Origin of the sequence: Asaia sp. SF2.1 (genome assembly GCF_000505765.1) — a bacterium.
In the GTDB taxonomy this organism is placed as follows: domain Bacteria; phylum Pseudomonadota; class Alphaproteobacteria; order Acetobacterales; family Acetobacteraceae; genus Asaia; species Asaia bogorensis.
Window position 1 is genome coordinate 121,719 of record NZ_AYXS01000050.1, and the last position, 20,391, is coordinate 142,109.

The window sequence follows — 20,391 nt, forward strand, 5'->3', positions numbered from 1 at the left end:
CTGACCGCTCAGACAGCCGGAGCGGAATAGGCCAGTTCCGGCAGACCCTGCTCGAGCGCCTGCGCCACGAGTCGCGCCGCGACAGGCAAGGATCGGGCCTGATCGACGCAGAATCCGAGCGTCAGAGGGCGTATCCGGCTGTGCTCGAGCGGCACGAAGGCGAGTGTCCTGGTCTCGATCTCTGGCAGGACATCGATATAGCTGAGCACGCTGACCCCGACCCCGTGACGGACCAGCGCCCTGATCGCCTCGATATCATCTGAGTCACAGACCGGATTCAGTGCCAGTCCGGTTTCCTCGGCCAGCCAGGCAATTTTCTGACCCAGCGCCAGCGGGGGTCGTGGCGCTATCACAGGGTAGAGGCTGCACTGGCTGAACCGCGCCGTCTGCCCTTCGGTAAGCGGATGGCCGGGTGTCGTGACAAACCCGACGGGAAAGGCCACCGAGGCCCGCACCGCAAGGCGATATGACACCACAGGATCGAAAACCAGCGCCAGATCTCCCTGCCCTTCGAGCAGGGCCGGCGAAATCTCGTGATTGGTCATGACACGGACGCCCAGCGTCACTCCTGGATGCTGCTCGCGTATGGAGGCCACGATACGCGGAATCAGCCCCCTCGCCATTGCCTCCGGAATAAGCAGCGTCACATGGCCGCGCTTGAGCCCCTTGAGATCCTCCATGCGCGTCCGGCAATCCTCGAATTCCCGCTCCCAGCGTCTGACCTGAACGAGCAGCATCTCGCCTGCTGCCGTCAGCCGAAGGCCTGACGGCAGGCGCTCGAACAAGGCAGCACCCAGACGGGCCTCACCTTGCAGGATCTGCCGGTCGATAGATGAGGCCGAGATACCGGTTGCCTCGGCCGCACGCCGGATCGACCCATGCTGCGCCACGGCCAGAAAATAACGCGAGAAACGGGAGAAAACCGGCATGATCGAGTGCTCTCTTTTTCGAAACGCCCTGTCAGGAATTTGGATATATCCTCGAACGGGGTGCGCGTGACATGTCTTTGTGACGATCCACTCCTTCTGCGGGGGCTTTCATGTCCGAAACACTCGACCGCCCGGTACAGCTTCCGCTCCAGTGCAGCTTTGATGCAGCCGACTGGGCCATTCTCTCGCGCTTCTGGTATCCCGTCGCGCTGAGCCGCGACATCGGCACCGCTCCTGTGGCGGCTACATTGTTGGATGAAACGCTGGTCATCTATCGTGCGGGTGAAGATATCGTGGTGGCACAGGATATCTGCCCGCATCGCGGTGTGCCGCTCAGCCTCGGCACGGGTGATGGCGAGACCATTGCCTGCGCCTATCACGGCTTTCGCTTTGGCGGGTCAGGGCGCTGCGTGCGTGTTCCTGCCCATCCCAGCTCTGCCATACCGGGCAAGCTGCACCTGAAAACCTTCCCTGTGCGTGAGTGCTATGGTCTGGTCTGGACGTGTCTCGCTGGCGAGACGCCCCATGACGTGCCGACCATGCCCCACTGGCATGACCCAGCCTATCAACAGATCACCTGTCCCTCGATCGACATCGCCGGGTTTGCCGGTCGGCAGGTCGAGGGGTTTCTGGATGTCGCACATTTTGCCTTCGTGCATGCCGACACCTTTGCCGACCCTGAAAACCCGGTCGTTCCCCCCTATATGCCGCGGCGGACAGAGGAGGGTTTCGAGGTCGAATATCGCAGTTCGGTCGGCAATTACCCCATTGGCGTAGCAGGGCGTGCTCCTGCGGGCTTTGAATGGCTGCGACACTTCCGGACCTCCCTGCCCTTCACGGCAACGCTGGAGATCCATTTTCCGGAAGATGGCCGTCTGGTGATCATGAATGCCGCCTCACCCGTCTCTGCCCGCAAGACACGCATGTTCGCGCCGATCTGCCGCAACTTCGATACCGATATCCCCGTCGAAGCCGTCTATGACTTCAATCGCCGCGTCTTTGAGGAGGATCGTCTGCTCGTCGAGGCCCAAAAGCCCGAATGTCTGCCCCTCGACCCGACGCTTGAGGCCCATGTCATGGCCGATCGCAGTTCGATCGCCTATCGCAAGAGGCTGCGTGATCTGGGGCTGAGCCGGTTCTTCACAGCCTGACGCCATCGCCTCTGCGGTGCAACGCCCTGCATTTCCAGAAGCACGTAGGGCGCACATCGCAAGGCTGCGCAATATCCCCTGCAATGATCGCATGGCTCATGCCCCTAATGGACATGCCCCAAGTCCACCGTCTGGCTTGTCATGCACGGCATGATCATTTCCTCTGGTGACAGGATTGAGGAGACGATCATGCCAGCCACTAGAACGGAACACGACCTTCTCGGCACACGCGAGGTGCCGGCAGAGGCGTATTACGGTATCCACACGCTGCGTGCTGTCGAGAACTTTCCCATTACCGGACGACAGATCAGCGTCTATCCCGAGCTGATCAACGCCCTGGCCGCCATCAAGCAGGCGGCGGCCCAGAGCAATCATGACCTCGGCCTGCTCGATGCCTCTCGCACACGCGCCATTATTGCTGCCTGCGAGGATGTGCGCGCTGGCATGCTGCATGACCAGTTCGTGGTCGATGTCATACAGGGCGGGGCGGGCACCTCGACCAACATGAATGCCAACGAGGTCATCGCCAATCGCGCCCTCGATCATCTGGGACGGGCTAAAGGGGATTACGCAGCGCTTCACCCCATCGATCACGTCAATATGGGCCAGAGCACCAATGACGTTTATCCCACGGCCCTGCGTATTGCCGCCATTCATGGCGTGAACCATCTGACCGATGCCATGACCGTGCTCCGCAAGGCCTTCATGGCCAAGGCGACGGAATTCCATGACATTCTAAAAATGGGCCGCACCCAGCTTCAGGATGCCGTTCCCATGACGCTCGGGCAGGAATTTCACACCTATGCCGTCATGCTGGACGAGGATCAGAAGCGCCTGCAGGAGGCCATTCTTCTAATCAGCGAGATCAATCTGGGCGGCACGGCCATCGGCACCGGCATTGCGGGCCATCCCGCCTTTGCCAGAACCGTCTGCGGCCATCTGAACATGATCACCAATCTGCATCTGCTGACGGCCTCGGATCTGATCGAGGCGACACAGGATTGCGGCGCTTTCGTTCAGGTGTCGGGCGTTCTCAAGCGTTTTGCGGTCAAGATTTCCAAGATCTGCAACGATCTGCGACTGCTATCTTCTGGCCCTCGCGCCGGGCTGAACGAGATCAATCTGCCGCCCATGCAATCGGGCTCGTCGATCATGCCGGGCAAAATCAATCCCGTCATTCCGGAGGTGGTCAATCAGGTGGCCTTCGAGGTCATCGGTAATGACCTGACCGTCACCATGGCCGCCGAGGCCGGACAGCTACAGCTCAATGCCTTCGAACCCATCATTGCCCATAGCCTGTTCAAGAGCCTGACCCATCTGCACGCCGCCTGTCTGACACTCGAATCGCGCTGCATCCGTGGCATCACCGCCAATGCCGCCCAGCTTGAGGCGATGGTTACCCATTCGATCGGGCTGGTTACGGTGCTCAATCCCTTTATCGGCTACGAAACCGCCACTGCCATCGCGCTCGAAGCCCATCGTACCGGACGCGGCGTGATCGAAATCGTCCGTGAGCGCCAGCTCGTTCCCGAGGAAACCCTGACCCGTATTCTCTCCCCGGAGGGGCTTTGCCATCTGCACAGCTTCTAGGCAGTGCTTCCGCAGACATTTCTCTCAGGGCTCTGCCCTTTGGATACCTTTGATCTGCCGTCCAGAATAAGTCCCGTTTTTTCGGGCCGGAGTATGCCGTTTCTGACTTGCTCAGGCCCATCTCATCGCCTCGGGACTTTTCCGAAGTGATGCCTCTCAGCCGTTAGAATACGCGCATTAATGCCTGTTGGGCGTACGGCGCGAACTCCGCCGCCATACGCAATGACGGACGCCTAGTCCGGAGCCTCGTCCTGCTTTTCGCTCCACACCGCTTGCACGCCGGGGAGGTGCATCAAGGCTGTCACGACGTCATCCGGGGCTTTGAGGCCGTGTACGTGCACCGTCATGATCAGCCGATCGCTTTCGTCATGACGTTCCTGCGCCATATGACCCAGCGTGAAGCCGAGTTTCCTGAGCGCAGCGCAGACAGGATCGACAAAATCGATATCAGCGGCACCGCGTACACTGACCTTGAACCCGTGACGCGGGGCACGCGGGAAATGCAGAAGCCAGCCGGGTGTCAGGAACATGATCAGCAGATAACCGATTGTCGTCAGCACGGCGACGATCGTCATCCCCGCGCCGCATGCCATGCCGATAGCCGCCGTCAGCCACACAGAGGCGGCAGTAGTCAGCCCACGCACCGTATCGCGCCGCATGAAAATGACGCCACCACCGATAAAGCCGAGGCCCGACACGATCTGGGCCGCAACACGCGACGGATCGACCACCACACGGTCCGGAGTGAGCACATCATCGAAACCGTATTTGGAGATCAGCATGAACAACGCGGCGGAGACCCCAACCAGCGTATAGGTGCGAAACCCCGCTGCCTTCTGTCGATACTCACGCTCAAGCCCGATCAGCGCCGAAAGCAGAAAGGCCAGACCGAGTTCCTGCACCTGCAGCAACCCCTCTCCGGGGATATGAGCAAAAAGGGCGGGATGGGTCATGGCTTGGTCTCACAAAACGATGATGCCAGAGGGATGCACCTCCAAGGCCCGGTGCCCGGCCAGCAAGGCCAGAGACAGATACCGGCAGGCAAGGGCCTCGAACGAACCCCAGACGGCCGCCTCCCCCCATTAGCCGGGCAGGGAGGGGAGAATCGACTTATTGTCCCTGGGTGGCAACACCCCATCCTCTTAACTTGATCGAATCGCCATCGGGCGTGGTAGAGGGGCGCTGTGACCATGACCGATACCCCTGTCCGAGCTATGGCCGATGACGGCCTGACTGCGCTGCTTCGGCGCACCCCTCCTGCCAATCCGGAGGCAGAGCGCGCCCTGCTGGGTGCGTTACTGACCAATAACAAGGCCTATGAGCGCGTCTCGGATTTCCTTGAGGCGGCCCATTTCGCCGACCCTCTGCATGGGCGGATTTTCGAGGCCATCGCCCGACGCATTGATCGTGGCATGCTGGCCGATCCGATCACCATGCGCGCCGAATTCGAACATTCAGGCCTGCTGGATGAGGTAGGCGGACCGCAATATCTGGGCCAGTTGCTGATGGCGATGGTCGGTATCGTGAACGCCGGTGATTACGGACGCGCCATTCACGATGCCTGGATACGCCGTCAGCTGATCGATATTGGCGAGACGGTCGTCAACAACGCCTATGGGGCGCGTGCCGATCTTGAGGGCGGCGACCAGATCGCGGCGGCGGAAGAAACGCTGTTCAAGCTTGCCACCGACAAGGGGCAGGATGGCGGTTTCGTCACCTTCGAGCGTGCCCTGACCGGCGCGTTGCAGGTCGCCGAGCAGGCCTTTCAGCGGACAGGCGATGTGAGTGGCCTGACATCGGGGCTGCGCGATTTTGACAAGAAAACCGGCGGCCTGCACCCGTCGGATCTGCTCATTCTGGCTGGGCGGCCGGCCATGGGCAAAACCGCCCTGGCCACCAAGATCGCCTTCTCGGCCGCACAGGCGCTTTTGCGCGAGGCTGAAGACAAGGGCATCAAGCCGCGGGGCGCTGTCGCCATTTTCTCGCTCGAAATGTCATCGGAACAGCTGGCGACACGTATCCTCTCCGAGCAGTCCGAAGTGTCGGGTGAGAAAATTCGTCGTGGCGATATCGGCCAGCGCGAGTTCGATCGCTTCGTGCGTGTCTCACGCGAATTGTCGGAACTGCCCCTGCATATTGACGATACTCCAGCCATTTCGCTTTCCGCCATGCGGACACGGTGCCGCCGTCTGGCACGCACCAAGGGGCTCAGCCTTGTGGTGGTTGACTACCTTCAGCTCATGCGCCCTGCCATCGGGACCAAACCCGAGAGCCGCGTGCTCGAAATCTCGATGATCACCCAGGGGCTCAAGGCCATCGCCAAGGAACTCTCGGTGCCGGTCATCGCCTTGTCCCAGCTTTCGCGTCAGGTAGAGTCGCGAGAAGACAAGCGCCCGATGCTTTCGGATCTGCGCGAATCAGGCTCGATCGAGCAGGACGCCGACGCCGTGATGTTCGTTTATCGCGATGAATATTATCTCCAGCAGCGTATGCCCAAAGACAGCGCTTATGAGAGCATGGACAAATATCAGGTCGCGATGGAGGAATGGCAGCGCAAGATGGCGCTCGTGCATAACAAGGCCGAACTGATTCTGGAAAAACAGCGTCACGGACCAACCGGTACCATCCCACTGTATTTCGAGGGCGAATTCACCCGGTTTGGCGATCTGGATACAGTACACGACGTCTGAGGGATCACGCGGGATGCGACAGGCGGCCATGCTCCATCAGCGAAGCCCGGCCCCTATCGTATTGGCCGCGTGACCGAACGACCTAACGAGACAGGTCACGGGATGTCTGCCTGAAAAGCGCGTCGTAAGCCCCACCCCCGTCATTACCCGAACTCGCTCGCCTGTCGCCTTAGGCTTCGACCCGGCAAACGGGCCGCTTTTTACTCGACGGATATCGAGCCGGAACGGAGTGCACTGTGTCAGCGCTCAGGATGCTGGGCGACACCAAGTCCTCTGCACCAGAACCCGGACGCTCATGGTACACCGGCGAAGATGGTCTGCCGCGAGAGAGGCGTTAAGTCGGGCCGCATCACCTTTGGGAGGGGACACGTGATCCCCTAACCCAGATAGAGCGAACCCAGCAAAGGCTCGCGGGGCAAGCGACCCCTGCACTGTCAGAGAAGCCGTCTACCTCGACAAGAAGCAGTTGCTCCACCTCTCAATACGAGGCCCTTATTCGCGCCCCAATGTGACGCAAGCGCCTCGTCCTGCGAGCGCCCCTGAGACAAGACCAGTCTCAGAAATCAGCTGTGAACGGGTTGGGGCCCGTGCGCCCATCCTCCCGGTCGAGGGTGGCAATGCGGCTCATATCCTCCTTATCGAGGCGGAAATCGAACACGCCGAAATTTTCATCGATGCGCTTCGGATGCGCCGATTTGGGAATGACGACATTGCCCTGATCGAGATGCCAGCGGATTGTCACCTGACCCGGCGTCTTGCCGTGCTTCTTCGCAATGCTGGTGATGATCTCGCCATCCAGCCCCGTACCGCGTCCCAGCGGGCTCCAGGCTTCGGTGCGAATATCAAGCGACTCATTGAAAGCCCGCAGCCTCTTCTGCTGGAAGGCTGGGTGCAGTTCAATCTGGTTGAGCACCGGCTTGACCCCGGTTTCCTCAATCAGACGCGTCAGATGTTCGGGCTCGAAATTGCAGACACCAATCGACCGGATACGCCCCTGCTTCTTGAGCTCGATGAGCGCTTTCCAGCTTTCGACGTACAGATCCTTCTTCGGCATGGGCCAGTGGATCAGATAGAGGTCGACCACATCGCGACGCAGCTTTTTCGCGCTGACATCAAAGGCACGCAAGGCGGCATCGTAACCCATGTCGCTGGCCCAGAGCTTGGTCGAGACATACAGATCCGGATAATCCTGCAGCGCATCGCCAACGCCGCTTTCATTGCCGTAAAACGCCGCCGTATCGACCATGCGATAGCCTGCCTTGGCGGCATAGCGCACGATTTCAGCCGTTTCGTCAGCTGGGGTCTTGTAAACACCAAGGCCGAATTGCGGGATGCGTGCCCCGTCATTGAGTTGCAGATGGACCTGTTCTTCATCGGCACGCGGGGTGGCAATGGCGAGGTCAGGGGTAAATTCGCTGCGAGACATTCAGGGCTCCTGTCATTCCCGAAAAGACGGTTCTTGCCCAATCTAGCGGATTGCGACGCTCTGGGTTGCAGGTCCGCCCGCCTTCCTGGCCATCAAGATGGTCATCACTGCGTGAGCCATACCTCCTGTCGCCAGCTCGCAAGGCCCTGCGGCCCGAGGGCTGACGGCCTGCATCCCAGTCAAAAACCTTGCGGCCGCCCGGTTCTTGACTGAGCAAGATTGTGCTACAGGAATGTCGTGATGAATGCCGTATCCGAACCCGCCTCCGAATCCCGTGACAATGCCCAGCACGCGCATCTGAACGATGCGCCGCTCGTTCTGGCACTGCCAAAGGGGCGTATCCTCAAGGCGCTGGGCCCCGTGCTTGAGCGCACAGGGCTTTTTCAGGATGGCAGCGCCATTGGCGAAGGGACACGCAGCCTGCGTTTTCCAACGCTCGACCCCAAGGTCGACGTGGTGCGCGTACGCTCTTTCGATGTCGCGACTTTTGTGGCGCATGGTGGCGCGCAGATCGGCGTTTGCGGTGCCGATGTGCTGATGGAATTCGACTATCCCGATATCTATGCGCCGCTCGATCTCGGAATTGGCGGATGCCGTATTTCCATCGCCCGCCCGGTCGGGATGGCCGGTCAGAACGGCGATCATGACAAGACCGCAGCCAGTTCGCATCTGCGTGTAGCGACCAAATATCCGACCATCACGCGACGTCATTTCGCGGCCAAAGGCATCAATGCCGAAATCGTGCATCTGCACGGCGCCATGGAACTCGCCCCCACACTCGACATGGCCAGCGTGATTGTCGATCTGGTGGATACCGGCTCGACCCTCAAGGCCAATGGCCTGCGCGAGACTGATGTCATCGCGCATGTCACGAGCCGCCTCATCGTCAATCGCGTTGCCCTGAAAACCCGACCCGACGCCATTCGTGCCCTGATCGAACGCTTTCGCGACGCCCTTCAGGAGAAAACGGCATGAAATGGCTGCAAAGCATCGACACGGATTTCGAATCCCGTCTCGCAACGCTGCTTTCTGACCGGAGCGCTGTTGAAACCAGCGTGAGCGCGCCGGTGCGCGATATCATCGCCACTATTCGTGAGCAGGGTGACACGGCTCTGTGCGACTATACGGCGCGTTTCGACCGGTTGAGCCTCGTCCCGGAAGGGCTGGCCATCACCGCAGACGAAATTGCACGCGAGGCCGACAAGGTCGATGCCGATCTGATGGAAGCGCTCAATCTCGCCGCCTCACGCATCGAAGCCTTTCATCGGGCGCAGATGCCCTCGAACCTTGCCTATCAGGACGAGGTCGGGCTGACCCTGGGCATGCGCTGGACGCCGCTCGATGCCGTGGGGCTTTATGTGCCGGGCGGCAAGGCCGCGTATCCGTCCTCTGTTCTCATGAACGCCCTGCCAGCCCGTGTGGCAGGCGTTGGCCGTATCGCCATGTGTGTGCCCTGCCCCGACGGCGTCCTGAACCCGCTCGTTCTGGCGGCTGCGCGTGTCTGCGGCGTGAGCGAGATCTATCGGGTTGGCGGTGCGCAGGCTGTAGCCGCGCTCGCCTATGGCACGAACAGTATTCGCCCCGTCGATCGCATCGTCGGTCCGGGCAATGCCTATGTCGCCGAGGCCAAGCGTCAGGTGTTCGGTCACGTGGGGATCGACTCGATTGCTGGTCCGTCCGAGGTCGTGATTGTGGCCGACAACCGCAACAACCCGCGCTTCGTGGCGCTCGATCTGATGGCCCAGGCAGAACATGACGAACTGGCCCAGGCAGTACTCATCACAGACGATGCCGGCTTTGCACGATCTGTGCTGGACGCCGTGGAGACCGAACTCAAGACCCTCCCCCGAGCTGCCATTGCCGGGAAGTCCTGGGCCGATCATGGCGCGGTGGTGATAGTGCGCGACTGGAATGAGGCCGCTGAAATTGCCAACCGCTTCGCCTCCGAGCATCTTGAAGTCATGCTGGATGATGCCGAGCAGTTCTCCACCCTGATCCGTCATGCCGGTGCCATGTTCCTTGGTCGCAACTGCCCCGAAGCTGTCGGCGATTATGTTGGCGGGCCGAACCACGTTCTGCCCACAAGCCGCACGGCGCGTTTTGCCTCGGGCCTGTCGGTGTTTGATTTTCTCAAGCGCACCACCACGATCTCAGCCGGTGCCGATGGTCTGCGCGCTGTCGGTCCTGCAGGCGTCAGGCTGGCCAAAGCCGAGGGACTTGATGCCCATGCGCTGAGCCTGTCAGCACGACTCGACGCTCTGGGCTGAAGCCTGCCAACGGCACCGCTCCCGGTCATAGTCCCTGATCCTGCCATTCGTGACGGCAGGGCAGAAAATCCGTGACCCGGGTGACGAGGCTAACGCGCAGAGGCCAAAACGCCTCTTTTCGAGGCCAGAATCACCAAGAAACTTGACGTAACGACGTCGAGCCAGCACATACGCGGCATAATTCCATCCTGCCGGGGATTTTCCGGCCTGTATCAGAACACAGTTTCAAGGACTCAGATGTCAAAAGAAGACATGATCGAATTCAGCGGCACGGTGACCGAGCTGCTGCCAAATGCCATGTTCCGCGTCACACTCGACAACGAGCACACCATTCTGGCCCATACCAGCGGCAAGATGCGCAAGAACCGTATCCGCGTTCTGGCCGGTGACCGCGTCAATGTTGAAATGACCCCCTACGACCTGTCCAAGGGCCGCATCACCTTCCGCTTCAAGTAAGAGCGTTCGCGTGACAGACGGCACAAGGCCGGAGCTGGTTCTTGCCTCGGCATCGCCGCGACGGGTGGACCTGCTGCGACAGATCGGGCTGACCCCGGACCGCATCGACGCGGCCGATCTGGACGAATCGCCACGACAGAACGAGACGCCCCGCGCCTGCGTGGCGCGCCTGGCCCGTATGAAGGCAGAACTTGTTGCCACGCGCTGCCAGCGGGAAGCCCTTGTTCTGGCTGCTGACACGCTGGTCGCCGTCGGGCGCCGCATCCTGCCAAAGGCGGAAGACCGTGCAACGGCAGAACGCTGCCTGCGCCTGCTTTCCGGTCGTCGTCATACAGTGCTGACTGCCGTCTGCGTTATGCCTGCCGGTGGCTGGGCTGCCGGACGTGTGGTCGAACGTCTGGTCGAGACCGATGTGACGTTCTCCCGCCTGACAGAGGCGCAGATAGCGGCGCTGCTCGATCAGGGAGACTGGCAGGGCAAGGCTGGCGGCTATGCGCTTCAGGGTGCCGCAGCCTCTGTCATACGCTATGTGGGCGGTAGTCCCTCAGCCGTGATCGGCCTCCCCCTTTTCGAGACGGCCCAGATGCTGCGCGGCCAGCCCTGTCGCTTCATCGTATGATGGAATGTCGCATCGCCTGGTCACCGGGCGAGGCACGCATCGCGGTTTGCGATGAGGATAGACTTGTCGATTTTGGCCTGTGGCGCCCGGGCATGCCCGATGGCTATGGCGACATTCACGCCGTACGCGTGCAAAAATCCGCGCCCGCCCTGGGCGGCGCTTTCGTGCTCCTTGGTGACAACAGCTCCGGCTTTTTAACCGGCACCCATGCTGAAGGAGCTCTGGTCGCCGCACGCGTGACGCGCAGTGCCCAGAATGGCAAGGGGTTACGCCTCAAGCCCGTCAGCCACACACTCACGGCGACCGAACGCCCCTGCCTTGTTGCACGAGGCCCCTCACCGCTTGAAGACATCGCAGCGCGTTACCCGGACGCCGCATTGCTGTGTGACTCTCCAACCCTCATGGCCCTGATCCCTGCTGCCCTCAGGCCACGCATCACCCGTGTCAGCCGCGCCTTCGACGCTGTGCTCGATGCTGAATGTGATGACCTGATGACGCCGCAGGCGGCCTTGCCCCATGGCATCAGGGCGAGCTTCAGCCCGACCCCGGCACTGACCGCCATTGATCTGGATGACCCCCATCCCGATCAACGTCGGCAGATGGACGGGTTCACGGCCAATCGTCACGCCTTTTCGGCTTTGGCGCAGCAGATACGTATGCGCAATCTCAGCGGGGCGATCCTGGTTGATCCGGCTGGAGTCCCCCTGCGCAAGCGTCCGGCGCTGGGCAGGTTTCTGGCCGAGGCGCTCGCAGGCGATCCGATGCAACCGCGCATGCTGGGCGCGACTGCGCTGGGTCTGCTGGAGATCGTCCGTACCAGGGGGCGTGCACCCTTGCATGAGTGCCTTTCCAGCCCCGGTGGCCGTGGCCTGCAGGCGCTGAGGCAAATCCTGCGCGACCGGCCAGCGAGGCCGACGGAACAGAGGGCCACCCCAACACCGGTTCTGCAGGCATCGCTGGCTGTCACACGCGCATTGGAGGCGGACAGCCAGGCCGTGGCACAGTTCTCGCTTGAATGGGGAGCACCGCTCACCCTGCACATGATGCCCGATTTTCCTGACAGCTACTGGAGTTTCACCCCATGAGCCTGTGCCCCATCTGCCAGAAACCGACGCTCCACGCCTTCAGGCCTTTTTGCAGCAAGCGCTGTGCTGATGTGGATCTCGGGCGCTGGTTCAATGAAAGCTACAGCGTTCCGGCCGTGGATGAGAATGAAGCCGAAAAAAACGGCTTTCCCCCGCTTGATCACCGTGACGGCTTGGAGTAAACCCCCTCTCACACCGTCAGGTGACGGTGCCCAAGTAGCTCAGTTGGTAGAGCATGCGACTGAAAATCGCAGTGTCACTGGTTCGATCCCGGTCTTGGGCACCATTTTTCCTCCTAAAATATAGCGCTAAGCAAATAGCGTACATCGCATCTGATATGCTTGCGCCGAGCGAATGATTTCTCGCAGAGACATTCCCCTCCCGCCTCCTCGCGCGCGGGGATAGATGCTGCGCGCACGATGCCCTCAATCTGTTTACATAAGAACGCTGAGGCATTTTCGGGCTTGGAGAGCATTCAGCGTCACCATGCCACGGTCAGACACTCGTCTCCATCCGGGCACCCTGGCCGCAGACCTGCTAGTGCGCTCCGAAGCGGGCAAAGGCACGGCTTCTTTGCAGTCATCAGTCAATCTGAACAATTCAGTATCATACAGGCAATGTTTGTGGACAAATAATGCATGATTTGTCATATAAACATCAGAAAAACAAAGTTTTTCATCTCGCTCAGTTGTCTGGCAATTTCAATTCAGACCGAATAGGTAGTTCAGTCAAGAATTTGCGGAGCTCGACCCTGGCTATGAAGCGTCTCGTTATTGATCTCGACGACACCCTCACCATCAGTAATCCTGATCTGTCATATAGCGAGAAGGAACCCAACCTTCCGCTCATTGCCAAACTGCGCGAATACAAGGCGCAGGGATTTGAAATCCTGATTCAGACAGCGCGCAACATGCGCACCTATCAGGGCGCTGTTGGCAAGATCAATGCGAATACGCTTCCCGTCATTCTTGAATGGCTGAAGAAGCACGACGTTCCCTATGACGAGATCTATGTCGGCAAGCCGTGGTGCGGCACCGAAGGGTTTTATGTCGATGACCGTGCCATTCGCCCCAGGGAATTTGTCACGCTCACGCTCGCTGAAATCAATGCATTGATCGAATCTGGCAAATGAACCCCTCTTCCTCCATCGCCCTGATCATGTCCGGGGCCTATGTCACGCAGGAACTCGTTGCAGAGTTTGGGCAACTGCCACCATCCTTTCTGCCGCTTGGCGTAGGGCGTCTCTATGACATTCAGGCTGACAGTCTGAAGGCTCAGGATCTCAATATCAGCCAGATCTATCTGGCTGTTCCCGAGAGCTATGAGGTTCCGACCTATGATCTGCACAGGCTGGAGCAGAAGGGCGTATCGTTGCTCCCGATGCCAGATGGCCTGTCCCTGGGTGAAGCCGTTGTCTATGCGATCAACGTTCTGAATGCCTATTCGGTCGGCATCCAGATCCTTCACGGCGACACGGTGCTCGGCACGATTCCAACCGGCCTCAATGTTGTCGCAAGCCACCGGGAGGGTGATGACTACTCTTGGGCGGTGATCAATCACGATGACGGCGCGATCAGCAGCCTCGAGACGATCGAGGCCACCAGCGAGGAAGACCTCGAGCGCCCGATTGCATGCGGGTTTTTCTCGTTTTCGAACGGGGTCGAACTTGTACGTGCCATCAGCCAGGCGCGTGGCAATTTCATCACGGGCCTCAATCTCTATATCAAGCGCCGCCCTCTGACCCTCAAGCAGGTCGATGGCTGGTATGATTTCGGCCATATCCAGACCTATTTCCGGTCGCGCCGCCTTGTTACCACCGCCCGCGCCTTCAATTCGCTGCAAATCACGCAAAGCACGGTTCGCAAGCTTTCTGAAGACCGCTTCAAGATGAAAGGCGAGGCCAACTGGTTCGAGTCCATCCCCGCCGCGGTGCAGCCCTATGCGGCCCGTCTGCTCGACAAGGGCGAGAATGACAGCCAGGCATTCTACACCACGGAATACCAGTACGCGCCCAACCTCTCCGAGCTCTACGTGTTTTCCTCCATCGGCCGCGTCACCTGGAAGAAGATCCTGACGAGTTGCTCGGAATTTCTCGAGCTCTGCGCCACCACCCATAGCGATGCACCGCGCGAGGCCTATTCGCGTCAGCTCATGGGTGGCAAGACTGTCGAACGCCTTGAGCGCTATGCCAGAGAGACAGGGTTCGATGTCACGCGCCCGCTGACATTCAAGGGTCGCGCCATGCCGTCGCTCATGACCATTGCCAAGGAGATCGAGGCCCTCATCACGCATGACCCGTCGGCGCGCGCAACGCTGATGCATGGTGATTTCTGCTTCAGCAATATTCTCTATAATTCGCGCAACAGCCGTATTTCCGTCATCGATCCGCGTGGTTACGTGTTTGCGGACAAGCTCGAAATCTGGGGCGATTTCCGCTATGACATCGCGAAATTCTCCCATTCCGTCGATGGGCTTTATGATTTCATTCTGGCAGGTCGTTACACCCTGGCGCAGCAATCAGAGTACGATTTCAATCTGGAGTTCGATGCCTCGCCCCAGCGCGACTGGCTGCAGAAATCCTTCGCCGAAATGAAGATTGCAGGTCTGTCTACGGCAAGCCGGGAAACGCGCGCCATCATGACATCGCTTTTCGTTTCCATGTTGCCGCTCCATTCCGACCGGCCGGACAGGCAAAAGGCATTCATCGCCAATGCCCTTCGTCTGTATGCCACGCTTGAAGGACTTGCGTGATGATCGTCATCCCCATGGCTGGCCTCTCCAGCCGCTTCACCAAAGCCGGCTATCCGGTGCCCAAATACATGCTTCCCCTGCATGGCAAGAGCGTGTTCGCCCATTCGATCGAGAGCTTTTCAGCCTATTTCGAAAGCCATCCTTTCGTGTTTATCGCCCGCACGGTGGCCGACACGGAAGCTTTCATCCGTCGCGAAATCGAGGCGCTTGGCATTCGTGATGCACGCATCGTCATTCTTGACCATGAAACTGCAGGCCAGGCCGAGACGGTGGAATTTGGCGTCAAGCAGGCTGGTATGTCTGCCGAGTCGCCACTGACCATTTTCAATATCGACACCTTCCGCCCCAATTTCCGCTTTCCCCAAGGGGCATGGTTCGGGAAGTCGGATGGCTATCTCGAAGTGTTCCGTGGGTCGGGTGCCAACTGGTCCTATGTCGGCGCAGCGGAAAACAGCGATGAGCCGCTGGCCATTCGCACAACCGAAAAACAGCCGATTTCCGATCTGTGCTGTGACGGACTGTACCATTTCGCCCGCAGCGGTGACTTCCTGAAGGCACTCGAACAGGAGCGTCTCACCCCGTCATCTCCTGAGCTTTACGTGGCGCCGCTCTACAATCATCTGATCAGGGATGGAATGAAAATCCATTATGAGGTGATTCCGCCTGAGGCGATCACCTTTTGTGGGGTCCCTGCCGAGTACGAGGCCCTTCTGGCCGAAGCCGGATAACAGGCCGTCGCATTGCCTTCTGCTCCGAAAAAGGCAGAAGGCAACATCTCTGGTCAGGCGAGCAACCCGCCATCGACCGCCAGAGACGATCCGGTGATGTAGCTCGAACGCTCATTGACCAGAAACGATACGACATGAGCGATATCCTCGATCGCGCCATAGGCTCCGGTCGCCACGAAACGGGCCAGAATTTTCGCGGCCTCGGTGTCTGACGGGTTCATGGCCGTATTCACCGGACCCGGTTCCACCACATTGATCGTGATCCCCCGATCACCCAGATCGCGCGCCACACCCTGGGCAAAACCGCGCAGGGCGGCCTTGGTGCCGGAATAGAGCGACAGACCAGGCAGCGGCGCACGACCGCCAAAAGCCGATCCCATCAGCACGATACGACCGCCGGGCTGCATATGACGCACCGCGCACATAGTTTCGATCATTGCGCCACGGACATTGAGGTTGAGCACCTTCTCGATATCGCCGGTCGTGATCTCGTCAATCGTCCCTTTGGGGTACATGCCTGCATTGCACACCAGGACATCCAGGCGGCCGAAAACGCGCACAGCTTCAGCCACTACTTTTTCATTGCCGGCAACGGTGCTGCCATCGGCCTGAATAGCCAGCGCCCTGCGACCCAGTGCCTCGACCTGCCTGATTGTCTCCTGCGCCCCGGCCATTTCACCGGGATAGGAAAAGGCGATGTCATAGCCTTCGCTGGCAAGCTGGCGGGCAATTCCGGCGCCAATTCCACGGCTTGCGCCTGTCACCAAAGCAAGTTTTGCCGTCATTGATCAGTTCTCCCATTTTGAAAAAAGGCCAGATAGACGTTCAGGCCGACATATCTGAGGGCGTCCGCAACGAAGATGAGATCCATCATCTTTCAGGCCTGGAGCAATCGGCAGGAGCGTTCGAGCATCCTGTAATGCTGGCGCAGGTCACGCAGAATAAGGCGTTTCTGCCCAGCCGAGAGACAGATCCTGCGTCGCTCGAGCTTTCTGATCTGCTCCCGCCAGACACGATATAATTGCCTCATCTGCTGTGACTGGGCGCGGGTGGTCATGAGCCCCTTTGCGGGTGACATGGCGTGATCTGGCATGGCAGGCCTCTGATGCAGTGAAACTCCCGTCCTTGCGGAACAGGCAGACCATGCGCGTCCACACCGCAGACCCGTTATCTCTCGAATCCACAAAACTTGCCTTATCGTCTCGCAGTCCCATACTGAGGTGATGAGTCAACAAGCTGACGCAACCATGCTGGGCGACGTGCAGTCCCTCGTGCGCGCCCATTGTCCGCGCAAAAGCACCCGCACGGCTGTCGATTTCCTGACGCTGTATCGCTCGGAAACCACGACCGACCCTCTGCTGATCGTCTATGAGCCGCGCCTGTACATCATCATTCAGGGGGCGAAGAGGATCAGGATTCACAAGAGCAGCTTCGACTACGACCAGAACCACTATCTCGTCGCGACGGTCGATCTGCCTCTTTCGGGGCACATCACACGCGCTACGCCCGAGGCGCCTTATCTCGCCGCCTGTATCGCCTTCACGCCTGAGGAAATCGCCAGCGTGATTGCCGAAACACGGGCTGACCCGGGCCTCAGATCCCCCCTGCACACCAGTCTTGGCCTGAGTGCCGTGACCCCCGATCTGCTCGACGCCCTGCGCCGTCTGCTCATCGCCCTCGGCAATGATGACGACCGTACCTTTCTGGCACCCATGCTCAAGCGGGAGATCATCTATCGCGCCCTGCAGGGTGATCAACGCCACGTTCTGCACGAGATTGCCGACCAGAAAAGCGATGCATCACGCATCAACCGGGCGCTCGCCCATATGCGCGCCCATTTCATGGAAGAGACCGAGGCCTCGGCCCTCCCCGGTCTTGCAGGGATGGGGCGATCGACGTTCTATCGCAAGTTTCAGGAGGTTACGGGGCTATCGCCGGTGCAATATCGCAAGCGCCTGCGCCTTCAGGAAGCACGACGCCTGATGCTGTATGAAAACCGCCTTGCCGCCGATGCCGGTTTTGCTGTGGGTTATGAAAGCCCCTCGCAGTTCACCCGCGAATACAGGTCGATTTTCGGTATGCCACCCCATCAGGATGTGTCGCGCATACGCGCCATCGGCATCGAGCGATACCGGGAGTTGAATGAGGCTGTCTGGGTGTAATCCGCTTGCGGGCTTGCCGTTATCGGCTCAGCCCCTAGAATCGGAAAGATTGCGCAGGGGCCCTGACAGTCCCACGGTGCGACACGAGAACAGCCAAGGTGTCTCATGAGAACTCTCCCCCTGCTCGCTGCCATGCTGTTGCTGGCCTGCTGCACCCATCCCCACCCACCAGAGGACGACACCCGCGCCGGACTCCTGCGTCCAGTAACAGGGACGGGTACCGGGTCAGGCGGCAAATCCGTCAGCATGAAGGGACCATCCGGCCATGGTCCGCATGGTCACATGTATATGGGCTCGGGCTTTGGTGCTTCCACGCCCTGACGCATGGATGACCGGGGCTGGCGATCCTATTTGAGAACGTCCAGCACCTCGGAAACAGTCAGGATCTGCGGCAGGATCACACCCTCCTTGTGGGGGGCATAATAGACATAGAGCGGCACGCCATCGCGCTCATGCGCACGAAGATAGGCGCTGATGGTCTCGTCACGATTGGTCCAGTCCCCCTTCATGTATGTCACGCCCCGCGCAGCGAAGGCCTTCTGCACGGACGCCGCCTGCAGGGCAACGCGCTCATTGACCATGCAGGTGATGCACCACGCCGCCGTCATGTCGATAAAGACAGGCTTGCCAGCATCGCGCAGCGAGGCGAGCCGATCGGGTGAATAGGCCACGACGCCATTTTCGCTATGAGCAACAAAGCTGGGTGAAGCTGCCTCGCTATCGGCAACGCGCACAAGACTGGCGCCCGCCAGAAGCACGATAATAACGGCCACAGCCCGACCGATAACGATCCAGGGGGTTGCACCCCTGATCATCGCCTCGCGTTGCGTCAGGCCGAACAGCCAGGCTGCCAGCCCCAGCGCAACCGCGCCGCCCAGCCCGACTGGCAGGATCATGGCGCCACGCTGCACACAGGCAACCCAGAAAAGCCAGACTGCCGTTCCCAGAAGCGGGAAGGCAAGAACCTGCTTGAGAATGGCCATCCAGGCCCCCGGCTTTGGCATATGCCGGGCAAGGAACGGAATGGTGGCAATCGCGACATAGGGCGATGCCAGACCGAACCCCATGGCGAGGAACAGCATGAGTCCTGCCCATGCCGGTCCACCCAGAGCCGCCGCAATGGCAGCCCCCATGAACGGCGCCGTGCAGGGCGTGGCCACGACCACAGCCAGCAGCCCCGTCAGCATGTCGCCCCATATGCCGTGGCGTGGCGTGACATCCTGACCGAGGCGTCCTACTGTTACCTCAAAAACACCCAGCAGGTTCAGAGCCATCATGACAAGCAGCCAGGCTACACCGAGCACAAAGACGGGCGATTGGAACTGAAAGCCCCACCCTGCCGCCGAGCCCACGCTGCGCAGCACGATCATGGCGACACCCAGCGCGGCAAAACTGCCCATCACGCCGGTCATATAAGCAAGCGCACTGCTGATCTGCTCATGGCGATGCGACCCGCCCAGACGGGCAAGCGAGAACGCCTTCATGGCCAGAACCGGGAACACGCACGGCATCAGATTGAGAATCAGCCCACCCAGAAAGGCAAAGATTACCAGTTGCCAGAGCGCCGTATGCGAGGGAGCCGCCGCAGACGAGGCCACTCCCGCGACGGGAAGGGTCACGCCCGCACCCGCACGTTGTCCGGCCGCCTCCGTGCCGGGGCTGGTGCTGACCCACAGAGCCGTCTGCTGCCCCGCCTGATCCTGAAGCACCACGATACCATCAAGCGTCGCGGGTTTATGCGCTGCATCGATCCAGTGAAGGCCCAGCGACACCTTGCCCTGACTGACCTCCAGCTTCTGCGGGGCAACCTGATCGATCACGCCGGTTACGGAGGGCATGAACCAGGCCCGGCTGACGCTCTCACCCGACAGCCCCTGACCACTCAGGGTCAGCGTGGCGTCTGATGTCGTTGTCGCGGCAAAAGGTGACGGCATTGGGCTTGCCTGCGCCGCCTTGACGAATAGCGGCCCCTCGGCGGCACTGTTGGGCGCCGCATTGCCTGAAGGCAGGGTCAGGCTGAAATCACCCGATTCAGGCACGCAGGTTGCTGCGCATACCAGCCATTCCGCATGGGCCTTGAGTGTCACCTCACCCGCCTTGCCCTCCAGCTTCAGGGTCTGGGGCAAAAGCACGTCACCCGTATAGGCGTAGGACATCAGCCCCCCTTCGCTGATGCGTACAGGGGTGGGAAAGCTGATCGACTCGCTCTGGCCGGTCATGGCTCCGCTGGCCGTGGTTTTCAGTGTCGGGGGTTCGCCCGCATCACCGGCATTGAGCCAGTAGGTATGCCATCCCGGCTTAAGCTTAAGACGCAGCCCGACATGCAGATCCCCCCCGGCCGTGACGCTGTCGCGGTCAGTCACCAGGGTGGCGGTGTCATGGGCCGAGGTGACGGGGGCACTCTCGGCAGCAAAGGCAGGAGCAGAACCGAAAGCGAGCAGGGTGAGGACAACAGGAGACAGCTTGCGCAGCATGAGACCAATCGCTGTGAAGGAAGAGAATTGCCGACCGCCCCGCGGACGCGCCATAGAAGTCAT

Annotated in this window: 20 protein-coding genes and 1 tRNA gene; 15 read left to right on the forward strand and 6 right to left on the reverse strand. The window is 60.2% G+C overall.

Translation table 11 applies throughout. From position 1 onward, the window contains the following. Positions 1-8: 8 nt before the first annotated feature. Positions 9-929 carry a LysR family transcriptional regulator gene (locus tag P792_RS34875; RefSeq protein WP_023979921.1) on the reverse strand — a complete coding sequence of 307 codons (921 nt, stop codon included), beginning with the start codon at positions 927-929 and terminating at the stop codon, positions 9-11. Positions 930-1,039: 110 nt separating this feature from the next. Here P792_RS34875 and P792_RS34880 point away from each other — a divergent pair, with 110 nt between their 5' ends. After that, on the forward strand, positions 1,040-2,080 hold the full coding sequence (locus P792_RS34880; protein ID WP_023979922.1) for an aromatic ring-hydroxylating dioxygenase subunit alpha: 1,041 nt from the start codon (positions 1,040-1,042) through the stop codon (positions 2,078-2,080). A gap of 186 nt (positions 2,081-2,266) precedes the next feature. After that, positions 2,267-3,670: an aspartate ammonia-lyase gene (locus tag P792_RS34885; RefSeq protein ID WP_369794259.1), complete on the forward strand. Its 1,404-nt coding sequence runs from the start codon at positions 2,267-2,269 to the stop codon at positions 3,668-3,670. A 233-nt stretch (positions 3,671-3,903) separates the two neighbouring features. Here P792_RS34885 and P792_RS34890 read toward each other — a convergent pair whose 3' ends face one another. Next, the gene (locus tag P792_RS34890; protein ID WP_023979924.1) at positions 3,904-4,623 is read right to left on the reverse strand and encodes an MgtC/SapB family protein; all 720 of its coding nucleotides are present in this window, start codon (positions 4,621-4,623) and stop codon (positions 3,904-3,906) included. A gap of 237 nt (positions 4,624-4,860) precedes the next feature. On the opposite strand from P792_RS34890, the gene P792_RS34895 reads away from it, so the two are divergent. Beyond that, a complete protein-coding gene (locus tag P792_RS34895; protein ID WP_031241669.1) occupies positions 4,861-6,360 on the forward strand; it encodes a replicative DNA helicase in 1,500 nt (499 codons plus the stop codon). A 556-nt stretch (positions 6,361-6,916) separates the two neighbouring features. Here P792_RS34895 and P792_RS34900 read toward each other — a convergent pair. After that, positions 6,917-7,786 (reverse strand): aldo/keto reductase, encoded by an 870-nt coding sequence (locus tag P792_RS34900; protein ID WP_023979926.1) that lies wholly within the window; start codon positions 7,784-7,786, stop codon positions 6,917-6,919. Positions 7,787-8,026: 240 nt separating this feature from the next. On the opposite strand from P792_RS34900, the gene hisG reads away from it, so the two are divergent. From hisG to P792_RS34950, 10 genes are all read left to right on the forward strand, one after another. Further along, positions 8,027-8,761, forward strand: coding sequence for an ATP phosphoribosyltransferase (hisG, locus tag P792_RS34905; protein ID WP_023979928.1), 735 nt, complete (start codon positions 8,027-8,029; stop codon positions 8,759-8,761). Then, positions 8,758-10,053, forward strand: coding sequence for a histidinol dehydrogenase (gene hisD / locus P792_RS34910; protein WP_023979929.1), 1,296 nt, complete (start codon positions 8,758-8,760; stop codon positions 10,051-10,053). Before hisG ends, hisD begins: the two co-directional genes overlap by 4 nt. A 237-nt stretch (positions 10,054-10,290) precedes the next feature. Continuing rightward, positions 10,291-10,509, forward strand: a complete 219-nt coding sequence (gene infA, locus P792_RS34915; RefSeq protein WP_023979930.1) for a translation initiation factor IF-1 — start codon at positions 10,291-10,293, stop codon at positions 10,507-10,509. A 10-nt stretch (positions 10,510-10,519) separates the two neighbouring features. Continuing rightward, on the forward strand, positions 10,520-11,128 hold the full coding sequence (locus tag P792_RS34920; RefSeq protein WP_023979931.1) for a nucleoside triphosphate pyrophosphatase: 609 nt from the start codon (positions 10,520-10,522) through the stop codon (positions 11,126-11,128). Next, complete coding sequence (locus P792_RS34925; RefSeq protein ID WP_023979932.1) at positions 11,125-12,213, forward strand: ribonuclease E/G; 1,089 nt, start codon at positions 11,125-11,127, stop codon at positions 12,211-12,213. The genes P792_RS34920 and P792_RS34925 overlap by 4 nt, the downstream gene beginning before the upstream one ends. Continuing rightward, positions 12,210-12,395, forward strand: coding sequence for a DNA gyrase inhibitor YacG (locus tag P792_RS34930; protein WP_023979933.1), 186 nt, complete (start codon positions 12,210-12,212; stop codon positions 12,393-12,395). The genes P792_RS34925 and P792_RS34930 overlap by 4 nt, the downstream gene beginning before the upstream one ends. A 28-nt stretch (positions 12,396-12,423) precedes the next feature. Further along, positions 12,424-12,499: transfer RNA gene (locus P792_RS34935), tRNA-Phe, on the forward strand. A gap of 471 nt (positions 12,500-12,970) precedes the next feature. Then, on the forward strand, positions 12,971-13,345 hold the full coding sequence (locus tag P792_RS34940) for a phosphatase (protein ID WP_023979934.1): 375 nt from the start codon (positions 12,971-12,973) through the stop codon (positions 13,343-13,345). Continuing rightward, positions 13,342-14,964 carry a hypothetical protein gene (locus P792_RS34945; protein ID WP_023979935.1) on the forward strand — a complete coding sequence of 541 codons (1,623 nt, stop codon included), beginning with the start codon at positions 13,342-13,344 and terminating at the stop codon, positions 14,962-14,964. The genes P792_RS34940 and P792_RS34945 overlap by 4 nt, the downstream gene beginning before the upstream one ends. Further along, the gene (locus P792_RS34950) at positions 14,964-15,692 is read left to right on the forward strand and encodes a glycosyltransferase family 2 protein (RefSeq protein WP_023979936.1); all 729 of its coding nucleotides are present in this window, start codon (positions 14,964-14,966) and stop codon (positions 15,690-15,692) included. Before P792_RS34945 ends, P792_RS34950 begins: the two co-directional genes overlap by 1 nt. Positions 15,693-15,745: 53 nt before the next feature. On the opposite strand, the gene P792_RS34955 is transcribed toward P792_RS34950, so the two are convergent. Beyond that, positions 15,746-16,477 carry an SDR family NAD(P)-dependent oxidoreductase gene (locus P792_RS34955; RefSeq protein WP_023979937.1) on the reverse strand — a complete coding sequence of 244 codons (732 nt, stop codon included), beginning with the start codon at positions 16,475-16,477 and terminating at the stop codon, positions 15,746-15,748. A 92-nt stretch (positions 16,478-16,569) separates the two neighbouring features. Beyond that, complete coding sequence (locus tag P792_RS37200) at positions 16,570-16,770, reverse strand: hypothetical protein (protein ID WP_023979939.1); 201 nt, start codon at positions 16,768-16,770, stop codon at positions 16,570-16,572. Between the two features lie 145 nt (positions 16,771-16,915). Between P792_RS37200 and P792_RS34960 the strand changes: the two genes are divergently transcribed. Beyond that, a complete protein-coding gene (locus P792_RS34960) occupies positions 16,916-17,854 on the forward strand; it encodes an AraC family transcriptional regulator (RefSeq protein WP_031241677.1) in 939 nt (312 codons plus the stop codon). 105 nt (positions 17,855-17,959) lie between these two features. Next, entirely contained in the window at positions 17,960-18,175 is a 216-nt protein-coding gene (locus tag P792_RS37205) for a hypothetical protein (RefSeq protein ID WP_152530281.1), read from the forward strand. A 26-nt stretch (positions 18,176-18,201) separates the two neighbouring features. On the opposite strand, the gene P792_RS34965 is transcribed toward P792_RS37205, so the two are convergent. After that, positions 18,202-20,382, reverse strand: a complete 2,181-nt coding sequence (locus tag P792_RS34965; protein WP_235075546.1) for a protein-disulfide reductase DsbD — start codon at positions 20,380-20,382, stop codon at positions 18,202-18,204. Between the last annotated feature and the right edge of the window lie 9 nt (positions 20,383-20,391).